The sequence below is a fragment of the Winogradskyella luteola genome (assembly GCF_019203985.1).
In the GTDB taxonomy this organism is placed as follows: domain Bacteria; phylum Bacteroidota; class Bacteroidia; order Flavobacteriales; family Flavobacteriaceae; genus Winogradskyella; species Winogradskyella luteola.
The window spans coordinates 1-20325 of the sequence record NZ_JAGSPD010000020.1; the positions used below are offsets into that span (position 1 = coordinate 1).

The 20325-nt window shown below is 34.5% G+C and carries 22 protein-coding genes; 7 read left to right on the forward strand and 15 right to left on the reverse strand.

Annotation, left to right across the window (positions count from 1 at the left end; translation table 11 throughout):
* Positions 1-544: 544 nt before the first annotated feature.
* The 10 genes from KCG49_RS15650 to KCG49_RS15695 all read right to left on the reverse strand — a co-directional run bounded on the left by KCG49_RS15650 (position 545) and on the right by KCG49_RS15695 (position 10952).
* Positions 545-1789, reverse strand: coding sequence for a sensor histidine kinase (locus KCG49_RS15650; protein WP_218547846.1), 1245 nt, complete (start codon positions 1787-1789; stop codon positions 545-547).
* A complete protein-coding gene (locus tag KCG49_RS15655; protein WP_218547848.1) occupies positions 1786-2466 on the reverse strand; it encodes a response regulator transcription factor in 681 nt (226 codons plus the stop codon). Before KCG49_RS15655 ends, KCG49_RS15650 begins: the two co-directional genes overlap by 4 nt.
* Positions 2467-2618: 152 nt before the next feature.
* Complete coding sequence (locus tag KCG49_RS15660) at positions 2619-3077, reverse strand: ATP synthase subunit C-like protein (protein ID WP_218547850.1); 459 nt, start codon at positions 3075-3077, stop codon at positions 2619-2621.
* Positions 3078-3126: 49 nt separating this feature from the next.
* Positions 3127-4965, reverse strand: coding sequence for a V-type ATP synthase subunit I (locus tag KCG49_RS15665; protein ID WP_218547851.1), 1839 nt, complete (start codon positions 4963-4965; stop codon positions 3127-3129).
* The gene (locus KCG49_RS15670; protein ID WP_218547852.1) at positions 4962-5573 is read right to left on the reverse strand and encodes a V-type ATP synthase subunit D; all 612 of its coding nucleotides are present in this window, start codon (positions 5571-5573) and stop codon (positions 4962-4964) included. The genes KCG49_RS15665 and KCG49_RS15670 overlap by 4 nt, the downstream gene beginning before the upstream one ends.
* Entirely contained in the window at positions 5563-6144 is a 582-nt protein-coding gene (locus KCG49_RS15675) for a DUF2764 family protein (RefSeq protein WP_218547853.1), read from the reverse strand. The genes KCG49_RS15670 and KCG49_RS15675 overlap by 11 nt, the downstream gene beginning before the upstream one ends.
* A 2-nt stretch (positions 6145-6146) precedes the next feature.
* Positions 6147-6740 (reverse strand): hypothetical protein, encoded by a 594-nt coding sequence (locus KCG49_RS15680; RefSeq protein ID WP_218547854.1) that lies wholly within the window; start codon positions 6738-6740, stop codon positions 6147-6149.
* Positions 6733-8064 carry a V-type ATP synthase subunit B gene (locus tag KCG49_RS15685; protein WP_218547855.1) on the reverse strand — a complete coding sequence of 444 codons (1332 nt, stop codon included), beginning with the start codon at positions 8062-8064 and terminating at the stop codon, positions 6733-6735. Before KCG49_RS15685 ends, KCG49_RS15680 begins: the two co-directional genes overlap by 8 nt.
* Positions 8045-9790 (reverse strand): V-type ATP synthase subunit A, encoded by a 1746-nt coding sequence (locus KCG49_RS15690; protein ID WP_218547856.1) that lies wholly within the window; start codon positions 9788-9790, stop codon positions 8045-8047. Before KCG49_RS15690 ends, KCG49_RS15685 begins: the two co-directional genes overlap by 20 nt.
* Positions 9791-9803: 13 nt before the next feature.
* Positions 9804-10952, reverse strand: coding sequence for a universal stress protein (locus KCG49_RS15695; protein ID WP_218547857.1), 1149 nt, complete (start codon positions 10950-10952; stop codon positions 9804-9806).
* Between the two features lie 317 nt (positions 10953-11269).
* Here KCG49_RS15695 and KCG49_RS15700 point away from each other — a divergent pair, with 317 nt between their 5' ends.
* From KCG49_RS15700 to KCG49_RS15720, 5 genes are all read left to right on the forward strand, one after another.
* Positions 11270-12058, forward strand: a complete 789-nt coding sequence (locus KCG49_RS15700) for a universal stress protein (protein ID WP_218547858.1) — start codon at positions 11270-11272, stop codon at positions 12056-12058.
* A gap of 97 nt (positions 12059-12155) precedes the next feature.
* Positions 12156-12809, forward strand: coding sequence for a succinate dehydrogenase cytochrome b subunit (locus KCG49_RS15705; protein ID WP_218547861.1), 654 nt, complete (start codon positions 12156-12158; stop codon positions 12807-12809).
* Between the two features lie 7 nt (positions 12810-12816).
* Positions 12817-14727: a fumarate reductase/succinate dehydrogenase flavoprotein subunit gene (locus tag KCG49_RS15710; protein WP_218547862.1), complete on the forward strand. Its 1911-nt coding sequence runs from the start codon at positions 12817-12819 to the stop codon at positions 14725-14727.
* A gap of 6 nt (positions 14728-14733) precedes the next feature.
* Positions 14734-15477 (forward strand): succinate dehydrogenase/fumarate reductase iron-sulfur subunit, encoded by a 744-nt coding sequence (locus KCG49_RS15715; protein ID WP_218547864.1) that lies wholly within the window; start codon positions 14734-14736, stop codon positions 15475-15477.
* 360 nt (positions 15478-15837) lie between these two features.
* The gene (locus KCG49_RS15720) at positions 15838-16131 is read left to right on the forward strand and encodes a transposase (RefSeq protein WP_218547865.1); all 294 of its coding nucleotides are present in this window, start codon (positions 15838-15840) and stop codon (positions 16129-16131) included.
* Here KCG49_RS15720 and KCG49_RS15725 read toward each other — a convergent pair.
* From KCG49_RS15725 to KCG49_RS15740, 5 genes are all read right to left on the reverse strand, one after another.
* Positions 16121-16423: a transposase gene (locus KCG49_RS15725; protein ID WP_218547867.1), complete on the reverse strand. Its 303-nt coding sequence runs from the start codon at positions 16421-16423 to the stop codon at positions 16121-16123. The genes KCG49_RS15720 and KCG49_RS15725 overlap by 11 nt on opposite strands.
* Positions 16424-16686: 263 nt before the next feature.
* Positions 16687-17325, reverse strand: a complete 639-nt coding sequence (locus KCG49_RS15730) for an IS1 family transposase (RefSeq protein ID WP_218547869.1) — start codon at positions 17323-17325, stop codon at positions 16687-16689.
* A gap of 202 nt (positions 17326-17527) precedes the next feature.
* Positions 17528-18013 carry a PsbP-related protein gene (locus KCG49_RS15735; protein ID WP_218547871.1) on the reverse strand — a complete coding sequence of 162 codons (486 nt, stop codon included), beginning with the start codon at positions 18011-18013 and terminating at the stop codon, positions 17528-17530.
* 182 nt (positions 18014-18195) lie between these two features.
* Complete coding sequence (locus KCG49_RS16505; protein WP_256260041.1) at positions 18196-18321, reverse strand: hypothetical protein; 126 nt, start codon at positions 18319-18321, stop codon at positions 18196-18198.
* A gap of 69 nt (positions 18322-18390) precedes the next feature.
* Positions 18391-19461 (reverse strand): RHS repeat domain-containing protein, encoded by a 1071-nt coding sequence (locus KCG49_RS15740; RefSeq protein WP_218547872.1) that lies wholly within the window; start codon positions 19459-19461, stop codon positions 18391-18393.
* Positions 19462-19664: 203 nt separating this feature from the next.
* Between KCG49_RS15740 and KCG49_RS15745 the strand changes: the two genes are divergently transcribed.
* Together KCG49_RS15745 and KCG49_RS15750 are read left to right on the forward strand one after the other, a co-directional pair.
* Positions 19665-19910 carry an addiction module protein gene (locus KCG49_RS15745; protein ID WP_218547874.1) on the forward strand — a complete coding sequence of 82 codons (246 nt, stop codon included), beginning with the start codon at positions 19665-19667 and terminating at the stop codon, positions 19908-19910.
* Positions 19900-20193 (forward strand): type II toxin-antitoxin system RelE/ParE family toxin, encoded by a 294-nt coding sequence (locus KCG49_RS15750; RefSeq protein WP_218547875.1) that lies wholly within the window; start codon positions 19900-19902, stop codon positions 20191-20193. The genes KCG49_RS15745 and KCG49_RS15750 overlap by 11 nt, the downstream gene beginning before the upstream one ends.
* The last annotated feature ends 132 nt before the right edge of the window (positions 20194-20325 follow it).

Genomic DNA, 20325 nt, shown 5'->3' on the forward strand with positions numbered 1-20325 from the left:
TTATGTTAACGGTATGTTTTATACTTTTAAAGGAGTATATAATTTGTTTAATCGTTTTTGACGTTTTAATCTTTTTTGCATTTTAATATCGCTTGGATTAAGAATCATATTAGATTAGTGATTCTTTTTGGTAGGGTTTAGCTGTTAGTCTAGATCCTTCGCTTCGCTCTGAATGACGATTTAAAGTACACATCTAGATTCTTTGTTGCGTTCTAAAAGACCATTGAAGTGTATTCTTAGATTCCTCACTGTGTTCTGAATGATAAGCAGATATTTAAAATCTTATGCTTTCATTTTAAAACTATGATTCTTGATACCTATTTGGAATAAAATTTTGATCCTTGGTACAAATCTTACCCAATTATAATGATAAAGTCTAATCTAGACTGACAGATTTTGCCTCAATTGTAATGTGCTAAACTTAAAGATGCTAATTCATTGCCATTGCTTGGATTCTTCGCTTCGCTCTGGATGACAATTATAGATGTGTTTTTTAAATTCTTTTTTGAATTCTTTTTTGAATTCTAAAAAAACAAGGTATAATTTAAAAGTATAAAGTAAATGTATGCTTACCTCCTTGCCTATCGTAGTTGAGTTGAAATCCGTACAGCTCACATATTTTCTGATTAATGGAAAGACCTAGACCCAAGGAATCCGTTGTTGTATCACTTTTTTGAAAACGATGAAATAACTGTTCCGTTTCAACTTGTGAGACCTCTCCTGAATTTGTGATCTCAAATCTTTCTTCATCGAGTAATATAGATATATAGCCACCGTCGTAATTGTGTTGCACGGCATTTTTAATAAGGTTGGTAAAAAGTATGTTTGCCAAAATTAAATCGCATTTTATCTTAACAGGGATAAGCTTTACTTTTAAAACCAAGTTTTTGAACCTGATTATTTCTTCCATATTATTGATGATATTATCAACTATGGTGTGAATGTCTACAAGGTCCTGTCGGATAAATTCTTGATTCTCTATTCTTGAAATTAAAGTTAATGACTTTCCTATTTTTGATAATTTGTTGGCTTCTTGATAAACGACCTGTACCCATTGGCGTTCCTTATCATCAAGATTTTGGCTTTCTAACAAAAGGATAATTTTATTTCTTATAATTGCTAGTGGGGTTTGTATTTCGTGGGAAATATTTTCGTTGAATTCCCTTAAGTTTTGAAAATCTTTTTTCACCTGATCCATCAACGTGATAACAACCTGATTAAACTCTTTAAACTCTGTAATGTTAGACCTTTCGAGCAAGACCGGATTCTTTTTAGAAATATCATAACTTTTGAGTTTTGACAGGTTTTCGAAAAAAGGTTTCCAAGCCCATTTGTAAATGCCTTGGTTTATAACATAAAGACCAATGACCAAAACCAAAATAATTAATGATGTGGTTGCAAAAAGCCAAAAGATCAATTCATTTATTTCTAAAAGCACGTGCCTGAGGGAAATCTTTACTCTTTGGGAACCATTGATAGCTGTAAATTTGTACGTTCGGTAAGGGATTTGTTTATCTGCATAGGCCTCATATACCAAAGTATCTCTAAACTCATTTGGAACTTGATAATCTTTGCCGACCGAAATCGTATCGAACACATATTTAGATTGAGGTAATACTCCTTTTTCCTTAAGCTCAAAACTTATGCGCTCAGCTTCATGATGCAATATTTCATCCACTTCCTTATTTACAACATACTTAATGAGGTAATAGTCTACCGCAATCATAAGCGGAAAAAGAAATATAAAAAATATAAGATAGTACCTATTGGTTTTTGTTACTAATTTCATTCCTTGTCCGTGTATTTGTAACCCACACTGTAGATGGATTTAATATAGTCTCTACCTCCCAATTTGGTAATTTTCTTTCTTAAATTGGCCAAATGCGTATAGATAAAGTTAAAAGAATCCATAATTTCTATTTGATCTCCCCATAGGTGCTCAGCTATCGCCTCTTTGGTTAAAAGCCTATCTCTATTAGCAACAAAAAAGTGGATGATATCGAATTCTTTTTTAGTGAGGTTCATCGGATTGTTATTGACAAAAACCTCATGAGTTTCTGGCTTTATTCTAATTTCATTAAAAAGGACTTCTTTGCTTCCCCTATGGACTTTTCTTCTGTAAAGTGCTTTGATCCTTGCGTTGAGTTCTACCAGATAAAAAGGTTTGGTTAAATAATCGTCCGCTCCTATTTCCAGTCCAAGTATTTTATCCCCTACTGCATTTTTCGCCGAAATGATAATGATGCCCACATCGATGTTTTCTTTTTTTACCGCTTTTATAATATCAAGGCCATTACCATCTGGCAGTGTAATATCTATGAGCAGAATATCGTATGGAAAAATAACTACCTTCATGTAAGCCGATTTATAATCGGATGCTATTTCGCAAATATTACCTTCCTCTTCTAAAAAATTCTTTATATCATGCAATAACTCGGTATTATCTTCTATGACGAGTATTTTCATAAACGGTATGATTTATTCATTTTTTCAATTGATAACAATTTAAATTTTGAAAATATGTACACTGTCAATAAACCTGTCGTGGACTCTTTAACAAATTTAAAGATTAAGAGTGGTCTTAAAAAACTAAAAATGACAATTAACTTATCTTGGCATTAACCTGTCGGTAAGCCTGTCATAGTGAATATCATAACAAATAAGGCTACGGTTTCAACAATCCCAATTACCATAATATATTTAGCAGTATCATTAGCACCAGAAGCAATAGCATCACACGCTCGCGCACCTGTTTTTCCTTGAAAAATTGCCGAACCTGCCATTGCAGCACCAGCAACGAGACCAATTATAATTTGCCATAAGTAAGACTCAGGTGCTAGATTGGCATCGGCAATTGCATTTTTTAAAATCATACCGTAAATTACTTGTGAAAGTGGTGCACCGACAAAAATAAGAATCGCCGTGGCAGCTTTTTGCCCGTTAATAATCATTTTCTTCCAGGCACCAATGGCGGCCATTCCCGCTATTCCTGTACCAATTGCAGATCCTATTGATGCAATACCCAAGGACATGCCCATATCGCCCAATCCTTCAGTTAATGCTTTGATAATTGCCATATATAACATAGTTCTATTATTTTAATGAGTTTATTGTTTAATTAATTGTTTAAATCGATTCATAATCCTGTACTGTGAATTTTTTTCTAGAGTTGATTAGTTTAAAAGGTTTGTAGGCTTCACCCGAGAATTGCACCCCCAAATGCCCTGCGAATTCCAACATATTCAAACGGATGCCATGTACCATTACCGCCATTAAGGCAAGCGCAATATTAAGGCCATGTCCAAGAAGTAATGCAATCGCGGCCATTATTAAATCCAGAATTCCTAAACCAGAAAATCCTTCTGGAAGTATCATATTATTAAAGCTCGATGCTACTGCTGCCGTTGCCATTCCTACTGCAAAAAGTCTTACGTATGATACAATGTCTGAAAAACCACTTATAAGGCTAAGCGGTAAATTTGCCAAAGAAACCAGCATACTTTTGAAGAAATTTTTACTCTCAACCGAAAACAAAGCCACCAAAGTTGCTCCTCCTACAAATAACCATATCGCCCATTCTGGCATAGGTTTACCGAGCACCAATTGCTCAGTGATTAAGAAAAGTCCCCATATTAAGATAATCCACCCCACTTCGCTTAGTGCTTTTATAGAATTAATGAACTGAACAACCCTAATTCCATGAGCAATGGTGAGGTGAATGGCACCAATTAAAAACGAAAAATGCATCATAAAAGCCATGTTATCCACACCGAAACTTGAAATTTCCGGAATCACCATGCTGTTTAAAAAAGAAAGATTTGTGATGTACTCTGACCCAAAATAGGTACCGCTCAATACTCCCCAAATTATAGTACCACCACTTAATACATAAATTAACACACAGACCTGTTTTGACAATTTTTTACGAAACAATAGGGTCAGCAATAAAAAAATAGCTCCATAGCCTGCATCACCCACAAGCATAGCAAAGAAAAGTGCAAAGGCTACCAAAAAATAAATAGATACATCCACTTCCTTGTAGCCTGGAATAATATCTATAAATTTCATCACAGGATTTATAATCCCTATCCATTTAGGGTTTTTAATATAGACTGGTACATTTTCGGGTTTTTCTGGTTCTGAAATGTGATAACCCCAATGGTTTTTTTCAGCCACATCTTTAAAATCATCTATTACATTTACAGGAATATAGCCTTTAAGGTATTTAATTCTATCTTCAATAGTTGCCATACCCTGGGAAGTCCTCTCCATTTCCAATTGATCTGTTAGAAAATTGCGATAATCCTCTAGCCATTCTATGTTCTCAACTTGATCTTCCAAAAAATGTTCAACCTCAGCCAGTTGTCTTTTTTTACGAATAATTTGCTCTTTAACAAGCGTATGTGGGAGACTGGGTAGTTCTTCCGCTTTAAATTGTAATTTATCGGAATCGGATTTAGAGACTAAAACGACAGGAATTTTAGTTTTGTATTTACCAAGTACGATGATATTATGTTTTGTATTTAATCGTGACACTTGGTTATCACCCAATAAGTACAGATGAAGATATATGCCTTTTTTTCTTAAATGTTTTAAATCTCTAATATTAATGTTTTCTCCCCAAGTTTTGTACCAATGTAACTGCTGATTGAGTTCTTCGAGTTTAGCTTTAGATTTTTCTTTAATTGTTTCTGTCATAAGAATACGATCTACAAGTTGCTTAGGGTTACTTGCTGTGTATTTTGTGTAATTTGAAGGTTTTTTTGCCTTAATCCCATGTGATTTAAGTAAAGAAATAGCACTTTCTGTTTGATGTACTGCTGCCGCACGTCTTTCTGCTGTTTTATTTACTACCGAATCAATTTTTACAACATCCACAACACCCAACCGCCCAAGTTGATCTATAGTTTCATCTACAGAAGCTAAAGTGGTAAAAAGCAATACTTCTTTCATTCTTACAATCATACTATTGCTTTTTTATTCTGTTTTTTCTTTTTTACCAACTTTGCACAGCCTATAGCCAAGCGCTCTACATCACCTAAATAAATTTCAATTTTTCTGATGAACTCTTTAGCCTCTGGGATAAAGACCTCTTTTAATGCATTTTTCATCCGACGTGCTTCGGCAAGCTCTTCGTGCAGTCGTTCTAGATTCCGTTTTTCAATTTTTATAAGTGCATAATCTGTCTTTTGATCTTGAATTGCAATTACGGCACTATCTACCCAAAGAGGTGTATTAAAAAGGTCTATTTCAGCATTGTTGAAAATAATATCCTTAAATACTTCAATAGTAACACCTGCAATTTCCTTCTTTTTAGTTATAACTTTTTCTATCTGTACAATCTGAGCCAAATCAACAGTGTTTTCTGCCATAACTGCCGCCCATCGTTTTGTAGCTGTATTAGTGGTCTCAATAGACTGAGATAAACGCTCTATGGAATGTTCTACCATCTGTACCGATTCCTTCAATTGCTGTTCTTTCATTTCAAAAACTGGCAGCGCTGTTTTATATTCCTTGAGCTCCGTTTTTAAAAGGGCCAACGTGTTTTTGTTCATTAAGATTTTATCCGCCATATTCCGCCAATTTTGAAATTGTTATAAAATTGTCAAAACCCTTTTTCTGATCAAAACTCCACCAGCGCAGTAACAGTAGAAACTTCAGTTTATAAATTACTAAAGCTGAATAGTCAGCGTAATGTCCAATAGAGCATTCCTCAAGATAGTCCCATTGTAATTTTATGAGATGTATTTCGGCTTCAAGAGGTGATTGTGGTATACTACCCCATAGATCGCTTTTAGACAAGGTTGATTCTGGCTCATTTTTTCGGGAGCGTCTCAACTCCAAAAGGTCAGTTTTAAGTCTAAAAACAAATTTTGAAAATTCAGACAAAAACTTATTGCTACTCTGCTGAAAGATCTCCTTGTGGATATCACTAAGATTGATTTGTTTAAATAAATGATAGGCTTTAGGTGCTAAAAACTTGGATGCTTCTTGGTCTAGAGTGTTTATTAAGTGATGCTCATTAACCGAGGTACCGTAATATTTTTCTAAGATAGAAAGCACATGGTTACGATATTCCTTTGTGTCATTAAATGACAAATAAGGCAAGCTACTGATTATATATTCCAGATTCCCACTTATCATTTCTAAGAATCTGTATTAAGTATATAAACCCATTTTTGACTGAGGTATTTTTTCAAAAGGTTAGAGATTTCTTCTGGTGAAATATCGTAACTCCATCCTTCGTCTATTTTGGTTATGGAAAAGGCATTGACTAAACTATTATCTGAAGTCACAGAAGTGATATCGGATGATTCCTGAAGTCGTTTTTGAATTTGATTGGCTACATTTTTTTCTAAACCTTTTGGTAGTTTTAGTGCTACTCCACTACCAATATTTTCAACCACTTTTAAAACTGCCGTTTCCATTAAATCTGCCGTAAAGGTGATTTTTACTTCTTTATCAAGAACATTCCCTAATAGATTTAACAAATCATTGCGCAACGATAAAGAAAGGTCTCTTGCAGCCTGTTTTAGGGCTCCCTCAGCTTTAATGATTATAGTTTTAGCTTCTATCTCAGCTGTTTCTATAAGCTCATCACTTTTTGCTTGGGCTTCACTTAAGATACTTCGTGCCTTTGTTTTGGCACTTTCAATGGTATCATTGGCTTCACTCTCAGCAGCATCTATAGCTTCCAATTTTAGTTTAGTTATTAGTTTATCTAAGGTATTTTCACTCATGGTTCACCTCTCTTAAAATTTTAAACTTTCCTTTTTCAGGCCAATAATTTTCAATAAGTTCTGAAGACAAACCCACTTCTTCTTTTTTAAAATGCTGAGACAAAATATCCCAGCAAAGATCCAAGGCATCTTCTAGTTTGAGATAACGAAAAGGATCCATCAATTCCCTTTTAAACGTCTCCCTGTAATCTAAAAGTCTTAAAGAATAATCATCTTTAACCGATCCGAACTTTTGAGCCTTAACCCGTTCTTCTGCTTCTGAAAGCAATCGTGCCATAGCATTCATGATGCTTCTATGATCTGCACGTGTTTTGTCATTGACTTGCTGCTTTAATCTGCTTAATGAACCAAAGAGTTCCAGATAACCATCTTTCATGTAGAATTGACCTTCGGTAATATAACCCGTGTTATCTGGTACAGGATGGGTAACATCATCCATGGTCGTTACCCCAAGAATAGTTAAGCTACCTGCGCCATCAATATCAGCGGCTTTTTCATAGCGACTTGCCAATTGTGAGTATAAATCTCCAGGATAGCCCTGATTTGCAGGAATCTGGTCTTGGGCGTTGGCCACTTGACGTAAATAGTCTGACCATTGGGTCATATCCGACAGCAGTACAAAAACATTCTTACCTTGTAAGGCAAATTGCTCAGCGACTGCCAAAGCCAAGTCGGGCACCATAAGTCCTTCAACAATAGAATCTCTGTGGGTGTGAACAAACATGATGGTTTTACTTTTGCTACCAGCTTCTTCGATTTGTTGCCTAAAATAATGGAACTCATCATATTTAAGCCCTACTCCACCAATGATGATGACATCGGCATCGGTTTGTGTAGCAATATTAGCCAACAGACGATTGTAAGGTTCACCAGCTTTAGCAAAAATTGGTATTTTCTGTGAACGCACTAAGGTGTTAAACACATCTATCATTGGTACTCCCGTACGTATCATTTCTTTGGGAATAAGCCTTTTTACAGGATTTATTGATGGTCCGGCTGCCCTTACCATATCAGAAAGCAATTCAGGTCCACCATCAATGGGTTGACCATTGCCCGAGTATACTCTTCCTAGCATATCTTCAGAAAAACCGACTTGCAAAGGTTTTCCCAAAAAACGTACTTTACAATCTGTTGAAACACCAAAGCCACCACCAAACAGCTGTAATGTCACATCCTCACCATTGAGAGCTATAACCTGTGCAAAAGTCTTTTTTCCGTTAGGGTAAATTATTTCGGCAAGTTCTTTATTATGTACATCTCTTGCCTTAACAGACAAAATAGCACGACCAATATTATCTATATTATCATACGTTTTCTGTAGCATAAGATTTCTTATTGACCAAGGTTATTAGTTTTGCTTTTTGTTTGTCGAAAGCCTCAGTATCCGCTTTTAGATAATTCCAATCGAGGAAAGCCTGGCGGATAAAATTAAAATGAGAGCGAATTTCTGCTTTACCAGTAATGCTTACAGGTGCATCTATAATATCTTTTACCATATTGAACATTGTGCGCAATCTATTGGGGTCAGTGACACCATCTACCTCGTGAAAGCTATTTTGTTGTAAGAAAACTGCATCAAGTAATTCAGCCTTTTGGTAACGTATATAAGCTTCGTCAGTGATACCTTTTTCTCCCATTAGAAGGATATTGGACGCTATGGTTTTGCCATCTCGAAGTAATTGCAGCAAGAAAGTAACTTCATCTTGATGAAGCAACGAAGGGTATTTAGAATTACTATCTACACGATCTATGGCCGGATATTTTCTAGCATCGGACAATGCTCTTGATAAACCCCAAAATGCGCCAGTACTTAAAAGTGTGGCTTGGGTAACAGGTTCATCAAAATTTCCACCTGCAGGAGATACTGTACCAATGATACTAAGTGATCCCACAATTCCATCAGAAAGAATTTCAACTCCTGCACGGTCATAAAATGCTGAAATCAGTGTAGAAATATACATCGGAAAAGCTTCAGGTCCAGGTATTTCTTCTTTTCTACCCGACGTTTCTCTCAAGGCCTGTGCCCATCTAGAAGTAGAATCTGCCAAAATAAGAACATTAAGCCCTTGTTTTCTGTAATACTCCCCTACCGTTGTTGCCAAATATACCGAAGCTTCACGTGCAGCCACAGGCATAGATGAGGTATTACCAACGATATAGGTACGATCCATTAATGATTTTCCGGTTCTGGGATCTATAAGCTCAGGAAAATCCTTAAACACCTCTACAGCTTCACCTGCGCGTTCACCACAAGCAGCAATAATTACTACATCAGCTTGTGAATGTCGCGCTAAGCTATGTTGCAATACGGTCTTCCCTGCTCCGAAAGGCCCTGGATTACAAGCTGTACCTCCATAGGCTATAGGAAAAAGCGCATCGAGAATACGAATTCCTGTAGGCATAGAGCGTTCTGGCACTGATCTTTTGTAAAACGGCATCGCTGTTTTTACTGGCCATTCAAAGGCCATTTTTAGCTCTGTTGTATTTCCTTGGGAATCACTAATTACAGCAATGATATCGTCAATCGTATAATCACCTTCTTTTACTACTTGGTCTATAGTATAATTGCCATAAAGTGAAAAAGGGACAAAAATCTTGTGTTCAAAAATCTTTTCAGGTACACTGCCCAAAATTGAACCTCCAGTAACCATATCTCCTTTAGTTACTTTTGGTATAAAATACCATTTTTGATTTTCATCCAACGGATCTACCTCAAGACCTCTTTCTAAAAACCATTCAATCTTTGCTAACTCGTAAAGCGGGTTTTGAAGACCGTCCGTAACAGAGCCCAATATTCCAGGCCCTAGTTTTACAGCTAATGGAAGTCCTGTAAATTCAACCAAATCTCCAACTTTCATCCAACTGGTATCTTCAAACACTTGTAAATATGCCATATTATTTGGCTTTACATCAATAACTTCTGATTTAAGCCGTTTACCATCTTCGATTTGAATGTAAGCCACTTCACCATTCATTATGGCTCCTTCGGTGCATACAACACCTACTAGCGACTCATTAACACTCACTACTTTTCCTTTTGCCTTTTGCATACTTTAAAGTTTATCAGCTTCCACGTAGCTTACGTACTTCATCTTCAATTTTACTGTACCAAATTTTCTCTTTAATTTGTATGCCTTGATCTCTGTAAAGCTTAGCTTTTTCCAAGTCATTAAGTTTTTCATAAACCTTTGCAATTTCCAAATAGGCTGGAATATGCATATTATTGACACCTAAACAAGCTTTAAACTGGCTTATCGCTTCTTCATAAAAACCGTCATCCATAAGCTGGATACCACTTTCGTACCGCTGTTCTATATCTTTAATATTGGTTTCCAATTGTAAGCTAAAGGCATCTTCAGATTTTAAGGTTAAGAATGAACAAGGGACTTCTCTAATGACCTTTTCGGTGACACTGCCCATTATTAATCGGTTTAGGCCTGTTCTACCATTAGTACCCATTACCAATAAGTCTACCATTTTTCTGGAAATGGCGCTTAAAATTTCTTCGGCAGGTTTACCTTTGGGAGTTTCTTTTACCCAATTGAGTCCTGTTAGGCTAAATTCCTCTAAAAAATCATCAAACTGTTTTTTATGCTTTAGGCTTCTGGCTCTACCCTCTTCTTCTTTAGCCTGGTCTGAAGAAAACCATAAAGTCTCTTGTAATTCGGAAACTGAAAGTATAGTTAGTTCTGCCCTAAATTTTCTTGCCATAATGATTGCATTGCTCAAAGCACGTTTTGAAGCTGCCGAAAAATCAACGGGACAAAGTATTTGCTGAATGTTTAGCGGCATATTTTCTTTTACCACAAAAACGGGCTTATCACTTTTTTGAATAATTCTTTCCGTAGTTGTGCCCAGTCTAAAATTTTTATTATCTGTGCTTTCACTAGTACCATCACCAACTACAATGAGATTGGCATTTATATCAACAGCGGCACGAACAATAGCATCTAGAGGTGAACCTGATTCCAGTATTGCTTCACCAGTTTCGACACTTGCACTTTTTATTTCATTAAGTGTTTCTCTAAGTCTTTCAACTGTAGCTTCATTTAGCAATTGCCTTGTTTTATCATTTTCAATATATTCGGATACGACATGTATGGGGGTGATTTTAGATTTAAAAACCTTAGCCAAGTCAATAGCTGTATGTAAGACATCGTTGGAGGATTTACTAAAATCCTGAGCTAATAAAATATTATCAAGTAGTTTCATAGAGACATTTTTATCTATATTTTTTTGATTATGAATAATTATGAGTTTTGATTGCGGTTAATTTTTATTATCAAATTACCTCACTAATTAATGCCTGAAATTAGAACGAAAATCTTTAGAGAAACTTAAGATAATATAGATTGAGATACCTAATCTTCATCTTTTATATTTTAAAATCTGTAAGAGTCTGATGATAAGGATTTAAGTATTTTTTGATTTAAGATTATTCACATTTGATTGCAGTGTAATGTCCTTTTCTAAAGTTTCTCTAAAGAATTGGTTTGTACATTTCATGAATAATTTCAAATTTATAGGTAATGAAAAAAATCCTTGTACCAGTTGACTTCTCAGAAACTTCAGAAAACGCTTTACTTTTTGCATGTAGTCTTTTTGGTTCATCAGCTGTAGAGATAACACTATTGCATATTTACGGTACTCAGTCTACTGCCCTTTTAATGAAATCCATTGACGGATTTCTTATAAAAGATGCTAAAGAAAAGCTGAACGCATTAGTAGAAAAAGTAAAAGATTATAAAGTGCATTTAAAAATTCAGTTAGCTAAGAACTATCCTGTTCAGTCCATTGTAACTTTAGGTAAGAATGAGAATTACGATTATATTATAATGGGCACTAAAGGTGCCAGTGGCCTCAAAGAAGTTTTCTTGGGAAGTGTCGCTGGTGGCGTTATTGCCAAAACTAAAATACCCGTTATTGTTATACCTACAGCATATACAAATAAACACATCAATACAATTGTATTTGCTGTTAATGATATTGAACTTTTAAAATCCGTTAATTTAGAGCCACTACATCAATTAGCTAAGATCAATAATAGTAGAATTGAGATTTTACAGGTTGCCGAAAAACAATCACTGGAATTAAGCGAAGCATTAAAAGAAGTTAAATCTTTAGATGCTAAGGTTTCCCATATTTATGGATCAGGAAATATTAACAAGGATATAAATGACTATTTAATAAAAAATAATGCCAGATTATTATGCCTTATACGTGGTAAAAAAGATTACATTGATCGTTTATTTTCAGATAGTGTTACTCTAAAACAAACATTTAACAGTCCTATTCCTCTAATCATATTACACGAATAGTGTCACTTAAAAAATTACCTTTGGTAACTTGTTTCTAATTTATAAGCTAAAATTAGCTAAGTCATGAATCCCGCTTATATAATTGTATTGAACTGATATGTTTTTGAAAAAATCAATCATTGCATTGACAGGTCTCTTTTTGTGTCTGTTTTTAATTGTACACCTATCAGCAAATTGTATCTTACTATTACCTGAAACAATAGCCAGAGATTTATATAATTCATATTCAACCACTTTACGGGAAAGTACTATAATAAAAGTAATAGCTTATGTTTTATACTTATCTATTATCCTGCATGTATTTTATGCCCTATTAATAACTCTCAAAAATCGTAAAGCCAAACCTCAAAAATATGTTATTAACAAATCAAATGAGAACAGTAGTTGGACATCACAGAACATGGGATTAATCGGCGTAATAATATTACTTTTCATCATTGTGCATCTGGCAAATTTTTGGGCGCGTATTAAGCTTGGAATAGGAGAAGAAGTAGGTTTGGATGCCATGGGAAACAAGGATGTATATGAAGTGACTCATACTCTATTTCAAAATATCTACTTTGTTATTTTCTACACTTTAATTTCCATTCCGTTGGCATTACACTTACATCACGGTTTGAAAAGTGCTTTCAAGACCTTAGGTTTTTATCATAAAAAAGGATTAACTATTTTAGCTAAAATAGCTTTATTCTATGCCATAGTAATGGGTTTTGGTTTTGGAATTATTCCTTTTATTGTTTATTTCAAATAACCAGAAGATGAAATTAGATTCAAAAATCCCAAAAGGAAAACTCGAAGATAAATGGCGTAACTATCAAGTTAACTCTCAGCTTATAAACCCTGCCAATAAGAAAAAACTTAGTATCATTGTCGTAGGATCAGGTTTATCTGGTGCTGGTGCTGCCTCTACTCTAGCTGAATTGGGTTATGACGTAAAATGTTTCTGTTACCAAGATTCTGCCAGACGTGCACATTCTGTAGCGGCTCAAGGAGGTATAAATGCCGCAAAGAACTATCAGCACGACGGTGATAGTGTATACCGTATGTTTTACGACACATTAAAAGGAGGAGACTATAGATCGCGTGAAGCCAACACATATAGATTAGCGGAATTATCTGCTCCACTCATTGACCATTTTGTACAACAAGGAGTTCCTTTTGCTAGAGAATATGGAGGTACATTGGTTAATCGAAGTTTTGGTGGTGTGCAAGTACAGCGTACATTTTATGCCCGTGGCCAAACAGGACAGCAATTACTCTTGGCAGCTTATTCTCAGTTGTATAAAATGGTGCGTGCAAAAAAAGTAGAGATGTTTCCGAGAAGTGAAATGTTAGACTTGGTTGTTATCGACGGAAAAGCTAAGGGTATTATTGTTAGAGATTTGGTAAATGGTGATTTAAAACGTTTTGCAGCCGATGCCGTTGTCTTAGCTACTGGAGGGTATTCTCGTGTCTTTAGGTTATCAACTTTGGCCATTGGTTGTAATGGTAGTGCCATTTGGAAAGCACATAAAAAAGGGGCTTTATTTGCCGCACCGAGCTTTACGCAGATTCACCCAACAGCATTACCACAATCTAGTGAAACTCAGTCCAAACTGACTTTAATGTCTGAATCACTTCGCAATGATGGACGCATTTGGGTTCCTAAGCAAAAAAGAGATACCCGCAGAGCAAATGAAATACCCGAAGATGAGCGCGATTATTACCTAGAACGACGGTATCCAAGTTTTGGAAATTTAGCACCACGCGATATCGCATCTCGTGCAGCAAAAGAACGTATAGATGCTGGTTTTGGTGTTGGAAAACTAAAAAATGCAGTATATCTAGATTTTAAATTTGCCATTGAGAGATTTGGGTTAAAAACTATAAAAGATCGTTATGGCAATTTATTTACCATGTACAAAAAAATCACAGGAGTAGATGCCTATAAAGAACCTATGAAAATCTCACCTGCAGCACATTTCTCAATGGGTGGATTATGGGTGGACTATGAATTAATGACTACCATACAAGGTTTGTACGCTATTGGGGAATGTAATTTCTCAGACCATGGAGCCAATCGATTGGGTGCCAACTCCTTGTTGCAAGCCAGTATTGATGGCTATTTTATATTACCAAATACAATCAACAACTACTTAGCTTCCGAAATACAAACAGATCATCCCAATACAGATCATCCTAAATTTGAGAAAGCAGAAAAAGAAACAAAAAAACATATAGAGCGAATTCTAGCTATCAATGGCACAAAAACGGTTGACCATTTCCACAGAAATTTAGGCAAAATTATGTGGCAGGAATGTGCCATGAGTCGAAATAAATTGGGTTTAGAAAGAGCAATAGAACAAATCAAAGAGATAAAAAATCAGTTTTGGAGTGATGTGAAAATTACAGGTCACGAAAAAGAAATGAATACTGAATTAGAAAAAGCCTTACGTCTAGCAGATTTTATTGAACTGAGTATTTTGATGTGTACAGATGCTTTACAACGAGAAGAATCTTGTGGTGCTCATTTTAGAGAAGAGTTTCAAACTGAAGATGGTGAAGCTTTGCGTAAAGACAATGAGTATTCGTATGTATCTGCTTGGCAATATGACAATGGTAGTTTTAAATTACACAAAGAGACTCTGGAATTTGAATTTGTAAAACCTTCAGTTAGAAATTATAAGTAATACAATATGAAAGTAACATTTAAAATATGGAGACAAGAAGGGCCAAAAGATAAAGGAGAAATAAAAACATATGAAGTTGATGGTTTAACTGAAGATATGTCTTTTTTAGAAGCATTAGATCATTTAAATGAATTGTTAGTGCTTAAAAATGAAAATGTTATAGCTTTTGAATATGATTGTAGAGAAGGCATTTGTGGTCAATGTGGTGTATTTATTAATGGGAGAGCTCATGGTCCTCACGACAATATAACCACCTGTCAATTGCACATGCGTAGTTTTAATGATGGAGATACTATTGTTGTCGAACCTTGGTTAGCAGCTTCGTTTCCTGTAATTAAGGATCTAATAGTAGATCGTTCTGCCTTTGATAGGATTATAGAGCAAGGTGCTTTTATAAGTGCCAAAACAGGTACGGCAGCAGAAGCTAACGCTATTCTTATAGGAAGAGAAGTCGCAGATAAAGCTATGGATGTCGCTGCTTGTATTGGTTGTGGTGCTTGTGTAGCAACTTGTAAAAATGCTTCTGCCTCATTATTTACCGCCGCAAAAATCAATCACCTCAATAGCCTACCCCAGGGAAAACCTGAAGCCTCAAAACGTGTATTGGAAATGACCAAGCAAATGGAACTTGAAGGATTTGGAAGTTGTACGTTTACCGGTGCTTGTGAAGTAGAATGCCCTGAAGGTATCTCAATTATTAATATTGCTGAAATGAATGCTCGAAGATCTAAAGCTAAATGGTTGAGCTGATAGATGTATCAAGACCAATACAAAAGAAAGTATTTGAATTAGGTTTAATTTCCTCTTTTAATTATATTCATTGGATTTTACCAATAATGTTTTTCAAGAACAATAATACAAACACGTAACGAGCGTTTTAGATTAATTTCCGATACAGAAAGTAAAATCATTTAATTATCAAGCTATAGAATGTGAAAGAGACAAATTTGGTACAGTAAGAATCAAAAACAATCAAGCAATATAAAGGTGTGTTATATTAATATGTGTTAGAACTTCTTGGTTCTGTCGCATCTAATAAATGGAGTTGTTACATTTACTCGGACATAAAAATTAAGGGTGTTTGTTGTTAAAAACAAATATTTTTAACAGATGAAAAAACGAGTTTACAGTAAAGAATTCAAAGATCAATCAGTTCGGTTAAGTTATCAGCGAGATAACATCAAGGAATTAGCTGACGAATTAGGAGTGGCAGTTCAAAGAATTTATAAGTGGCGAAGAGCAGCAAAAGATGCCTCCAACCCAAAAATCCAACAAGCCAAGCAAGAAGATGTTGAGATAAAACGACTGCGCAAGGCACTCAAAGAAAAAGAATTAGAACTTGATATATTAAAAAAAGCCGTTCACATCTTTTCCAAAAACGATGGGAAGTCTATCAATTTATAGAAGCATATCGACATTTATTTCCTATTGAAAAGATGTGAACGGCTTTTTTTAATATATCAAGTTCTAATTCTTTCTCTCTAAGTGCTTTTTGTAACCTCTTGATTTCAATAGAATCTTCTTTTACTGTTTTTTCTGGTTTTGGACTTAAGGTGTTTTTTGCAGCTCTTCGCCATTTATAGATGCGCTGAACAGCTATACCTAATTCATCGGCTAGTTCTTTTATGTTATCCCTTTGATAACTTAACCGAACCGTTTGCGCTTTAAATTCTTTACTGTAAACTCGTTTTTTCATTTTTTTAAGATATTTATTTAGCAACAAACATCCTTAAATCTTGTGTCCGAGTAAATGTAACAACTCCATTTCATATCTGTAAAAATAATCAAGCACCAATTTACTACACGTAAGGATAAGGAATCCTTGTTTGATGACCTCTAACAAACTTTCGTTATTTCAAAGAACGATAACAAGCCCTCTTTCGAGAGCTTATTATTTTATAATCTATTGATTATCAGTATGTGATTTTATGCTTTTTTCAAAAGCACCAGTTTACTACACTACCAATGAGCTTCAAGATACTTTTCATTTTTTGAAAAGCAAATCGTTTTTCTGCTCAATCTTTTAACATGAGTTCTGAGTGTTAGGTTATGTCTCTCTATAATATTCGTACAATACTGAAAACGTTTATGGATCTCTTTTGGAATTAAACTTGGGTAAATATTTAACCTATCCGTGTAAATCTTTGTGGGTTCCAGTAGTAAAAGTTTATCGATTAATGGCTTAATATTTTCTTTTGATTTGCTACCCACAAAGAAATCAATGACTTGTTTTGTTTCTCTTTCTATAGCATACGTAATCCAAGTAAAGTTATCTTTATTATTTATATATGTCCACATTTCATCAACTTCGAATTTACAGCCTAGCTTATTGAAATATGGTGATTTAATTTGATTACTAATTCTTAATAGTCTTGAAAGAACTGTTTTAGATGAAATATTTACGATTCTCGAAATACTTCTAATACCACAGCCTTCTTTTAATAGACTTCTGATTAATTCATTGGTATTAGAATTGTAAGCTTTGTAGGTATATTTTAATTGAAAACTACATTGACAGTTTTTACAATAATAACGTTGTTCACCATTTCTTTTTCCTTTTTTGATACAACTTGACTGATTACAGTTTTTACATTTCATATCTGTAAAAATAATCAAGCACCAATTTACTACACGTAAGGATAGAGAATCCTTATTTAACAACATCTATCAAACTTTTACTATTTCAAAGAACGATAATAAGCCCTCTTTCGAAAGCTTATTATTTTATAATCTATTGATTATCAATATCCGATTTCATGCCTTTTTCAAAAGCACCAGTTTACTACACTACCCCCGATACCTATTTTAATCTAAAACTCATCATAACTTCATCTATTTTATTGTAATGTTTGTCAAAGTAGTTCTTTTCAGATAAGAATGTTAAAATATAAATGGATTCACCTTTGGGATAAAAATGTTGAATAGATTTTAATACAACATTATTTTCTTCAGTCTCCATTACTATTCGAAAAAAGTTTTGGCCAACAACTCTCATCTCTTCGCTACTAATGAGTCTCCCATAATTTTTAGTTTCTTTTTCTATTTGTTGAGTTAATTCTAAAAAAGTCATCGATTTTTTTTTAATCGACACCAGATTGAAATTTGCAGTAAAAATATCATTTTCTTTATTGTCATATAAGTAGAAAATTGTACCCTCTTCACCACTCTCGTCCAAGCTTAAATAACTTGGATAAGTCAATTCAAAATTCTCTCTATCTAAATCAATTTTATTATTTTGACAGCTTAATATTATTGTAAATAAGAGAATTAATTTTATAAACTTCATGCTTTAATCTTTTATAATTAATTCAATTTGACGTAAGGTTATCGAAATAGGAAATACATAGTTCATGACAAAATTAAAAATTTTAATTGCAAAGTGACTCTTACCTTTGCTAATAAATTTTATAATAAGATTTGAATAGTTCTTACTGAATAATAGCATTAGTAACATAACTGAAGTATATATCAAGTTATTAAAAATAAATCACCATCTGATAGTTTTAATTGCTCTAACAAGTGAAGAATGATAATAAGTGCAATAATAAAACCCAAAACTATTTTAACATTATTGCTAATAAGTTTCTTCTTCATTACGACACTGTAAAGCAAAAAATTTAATATTACAAAAAACAGTACATATACATATTTCATAATTAAAGATTACCTTTTCTTGTTTGTATTTATTTCTTGTTTTCTATTTGTTATTGTACCTCCTATTTTAAAGCCAGGCCCAAATCCTGCTTGAATCATAGCTGTAGCCTCAAAATCACCTGTTTCATTGTCATAAGTTCCAGCTGCTCTTCCACCAATATTGGCTGTTCCCAAAGACCCCCCTGAATTAAGAGTAAATCTTAAATTTGTAAATGGAATTGGGAAACTTGGATTAAAGTCTAGTGAGATAGCTGAAACACCAACTGACCCACCAGCTTCAAAACCTTCTTTGCCATTAGGATTTGAATATATTTCCAAATCACCATCAGCATATGCTTCAAATAAAGCCGCTTCAGCATCCACTTCAATATCTTTATATTGTCCTGAGGCTTGAAGCTTGAGGCTATGTACACTAGCGTCACCATGTGCTTCACCTAAAAGAAGATTTGCGTCTGAGGCATCATATCCAGCACTAAAGCCTGATAAATCAAAACTTCCTTTGAAGTCACCACTTTCTTCGGAGCCTTTAACTCTAAAACCATAGAATCTATATTTGCCATCTGATTCTACTGTGTGTGCTCCTTGCGCACTATTAGTGATAACTGAGCCTATATTTATTTCACCCAAATCATTTGTAACGTTTTCACCAACAATAACTTCATTATCATTTGTATTAACTACAGTATCTTCGTTTACTGCGTAATCATCACAATTACCATCTGGGCAACCCACAGGTGCCATGCCATCTGGATCCATAAAGTAAATGGGATTATCAAATGCATAATTGTAGGGACTATGCCTTCGCATCTGCTCAGCCAAAGGATCGAGGTTCATCCAACGCCCTAAAGCCGGGTCATAATTCCTTGCGGAAACATCGTACCAATCCAATCCAAGCTCGTCGTTGAATTCCTTTCCGCCGAACATAAACCTGCTCGCCACGGAGTTCACATTGGCGGAGACCACGTCATTGTACCCCTTGTGCTTCAGGCCAAAGGGATAACAGCTACCCATGATTTTTGAGGGCTTTTGCACTTTTCCCAGCAGTAACTCATACTTAAAGCCACCTATTCCAAAGAACATATTTGCTATTAATAAAGATACAGTTTTGATGGATTTTGACCTAGGGTTTTTACTTAGAATTTCTGAGGGTTTTCCTTAGATAAAAATCATTAGCATATTGTATATATATTGTATTTTTATACAATTTTGGCTTAAAAATTGTACTTATAGTGTATCTTTGAGTATACACATAGCAAATATTATAAGTTATAATACTAAGTATCATGGGAGCATTAGAATTAAGAGAAAAATTAATAGAACAATTTAACTTATTTATTCAAGATGATTCAAAACTTTTGGCTTTAGATGGTATCTTTGATTCTATTACTACCATTGAATCTGATTCTGTCGTTTCAGAAGACCATTATAAAATAGTTGAATCTAGGCGTGAAAAAAGATTATCGGGACAAACAAAAGGAAAAAGCTGGGAAGAGGTTAAAGGCAGACTTAAAGCTAAGTATGGCTTCTAAACTTACGATTGAACCTGAAGCTCTTATTGAAATTGAAGAGGCCATTGATTGGTACGAATCTAAGCAATCTGGACTGGGAAAAGAATTCTATAATTATTTAGATGGTTATTTCAAAACTTTAAAACAAGCCAATGCTTTATTCCCAATAAAGCGTAAACCTGTGTACAGAGAATTGGCCCTTAAGCGATTTCCCTATGTGATTATCTACGAACATACACAGTCAGAAATATTTGTGTATTCAGTATTTAACACACATCAAGATCCAACAAAAAAAGTTAGATAGTTTTTGAAATTTTATAGAATCATTTTTATATTTTTACTTAGTATTCGCAGTTTTGGTATCCAAATGGTGGATCGTATTGGTAGATTCTCGATTAGATAAAATTATAAAACTATAACGCGTAACATCTATAGG

Coding starts and splice junctions, on each gene's coding strand:
- KCG49_RS15700 (WP_218547858.1), top strand. CDS start 11,270: ATGAAAAAAATCCTTGTACCAGTTGACTTCTCAGAAACTTCAGAAAAC.
- KCG49_RS15705 (WP_218547861.1), top strand. CDS start 12,156: ATGTTTTTGAAAAAATCAATCATTGCATTGACAGGTCTCTTTTTGTGT.
- KCG49_RS15710 (WP_218547862.1), top strand. CDS start 12,817: ATGAAATTAGATTCAAAAATCCCAAAAGGAAAACTCGAAGATAAATGG.
- KCG49_RS15690 (WP_218547856.1), bottom strand. CDS start 9,790: ATGCAAAAGGCAAAAGGAAAAGTAGTGAGTGTTAATGAGTCGCTAGTA.
- KCG49_RS16505 (WP_256260041.1), bottom strand. CDS start 18,321: ATGAAGAAGAAACTTATTAGCAATAATGTTAAAATAGTTTTGGGTTTT.
- KCG49_RS15655 (WP_218547848.1), bottom strand. CDS start 2,466: ATGAAAATACTCGTCATAGAAGATAATACCGAGTTATTGCATGATATA.
- KCG49_RS15685 (WP_218547855.1), bottom strand. CDS start 8,064: ATGCTACAGAAAACGTATGATAATATAGATAATATTGGTCGTGCTATT.
- KCG49_RS15735 (WP_218547871.1), bottom strand. CDS start 18,013: ATGAAGTTTATAAAATTAATTCTCTTATTTACAATAATATTAAGCTGT.
- KCG49_RS15695 (WP_218547857.1), bottom strand. CDS start 10,952: ATGAAACTACTTGATAATATTTTATTAGCTCAGGATTTTAGTAAATCC.
- KCG49_RS15745 (WP_218547874.1), top strand. CDS start 19,665: ATGGGAGCATTAGAATTAAGAGAAAAATTAATAGAACAATTTAACTTA.
- KCG49_RS15680 (WP_218547854.1), bottom strand. CDS start 6,740: ATGAGTGAAAATACCTTAGATAAACTAATAACTAAACTAAAATTGGAA.
- KCG49_RS15670 (WP_218547852.1), bottom strand. CDS start 5,573: ATGGCGGATAAAATCTTAATGAACAAAAACACGTTGGCCCTTTTAAAA.
- KCG49_RS15750 (WP_218547875.1), top strand. CDS start 19,900: ATGGCTTCTAAACTTACGATTGAACCTGAAGCTCTTATTGAAATTGAA.
- KCG49_RS15725 (WP_218547867.1), bottom strand. CDS start 16,423: ATGAAAAAACGAGTTTACAGTAAAGAATTTAAAGCGCAAACGGTTCGG.
- KCG49_RS15650 (WP_218547846.1), bottom strand. CDS start 1,789: ATGAAATTAGTAACAAAAACCAATAGGTACTATCTTATATTTTTTATA.
- KCG49_RS15660 (WP_218547850.1), bottom strand. CDS start 3,077: ATGGCAATTATCAAAGCATTAACTGAAGGATTGGGCGATATGGGCATG.
- KCG49_RS15715 (WP_218547864.1), top strand. CDS start 14,734: ATGAAAGTAACATTTAAAATATGGAGACAAGAAGGGCCAAAAGATAAA.
- KCG49_RS15665 (WP_218547851.1), bottom strand. CDS start 4,965: ATGATTGTAAGAATGAAAGAAGTATTGCTTTTTACCACTTTAGCTTCT.
- KCG49_RS15740 (WP_218547872.1), bottom strand. CDS start 19,461: ATGTTCTTTGGAATAGGTGGCTTTAAGTATGAGTTACTGCTGGGAAAA.
- KCG49_RS15730 (WP_218547869.1), bottom strand. CDS start 17,325: ATGAAATGTAAAAACTGTAATCAGTCAAGTTGTATCAAAAAAGGAAAA.
- KCG49_RS15720 (WP_218547865.1), top strand. CDS start 15,838: ATGAAAAAACGAGTTTACAGTAAAGAATTCAAAGATCAATCAGTTCGG.
- KCG49_RS15675 (WP_218547853.1), bottom strand. CDS start 6,144: ATGATAAGTGGGAATCTGGAATATATAATCAGTAGCTTGCCTTATTTG.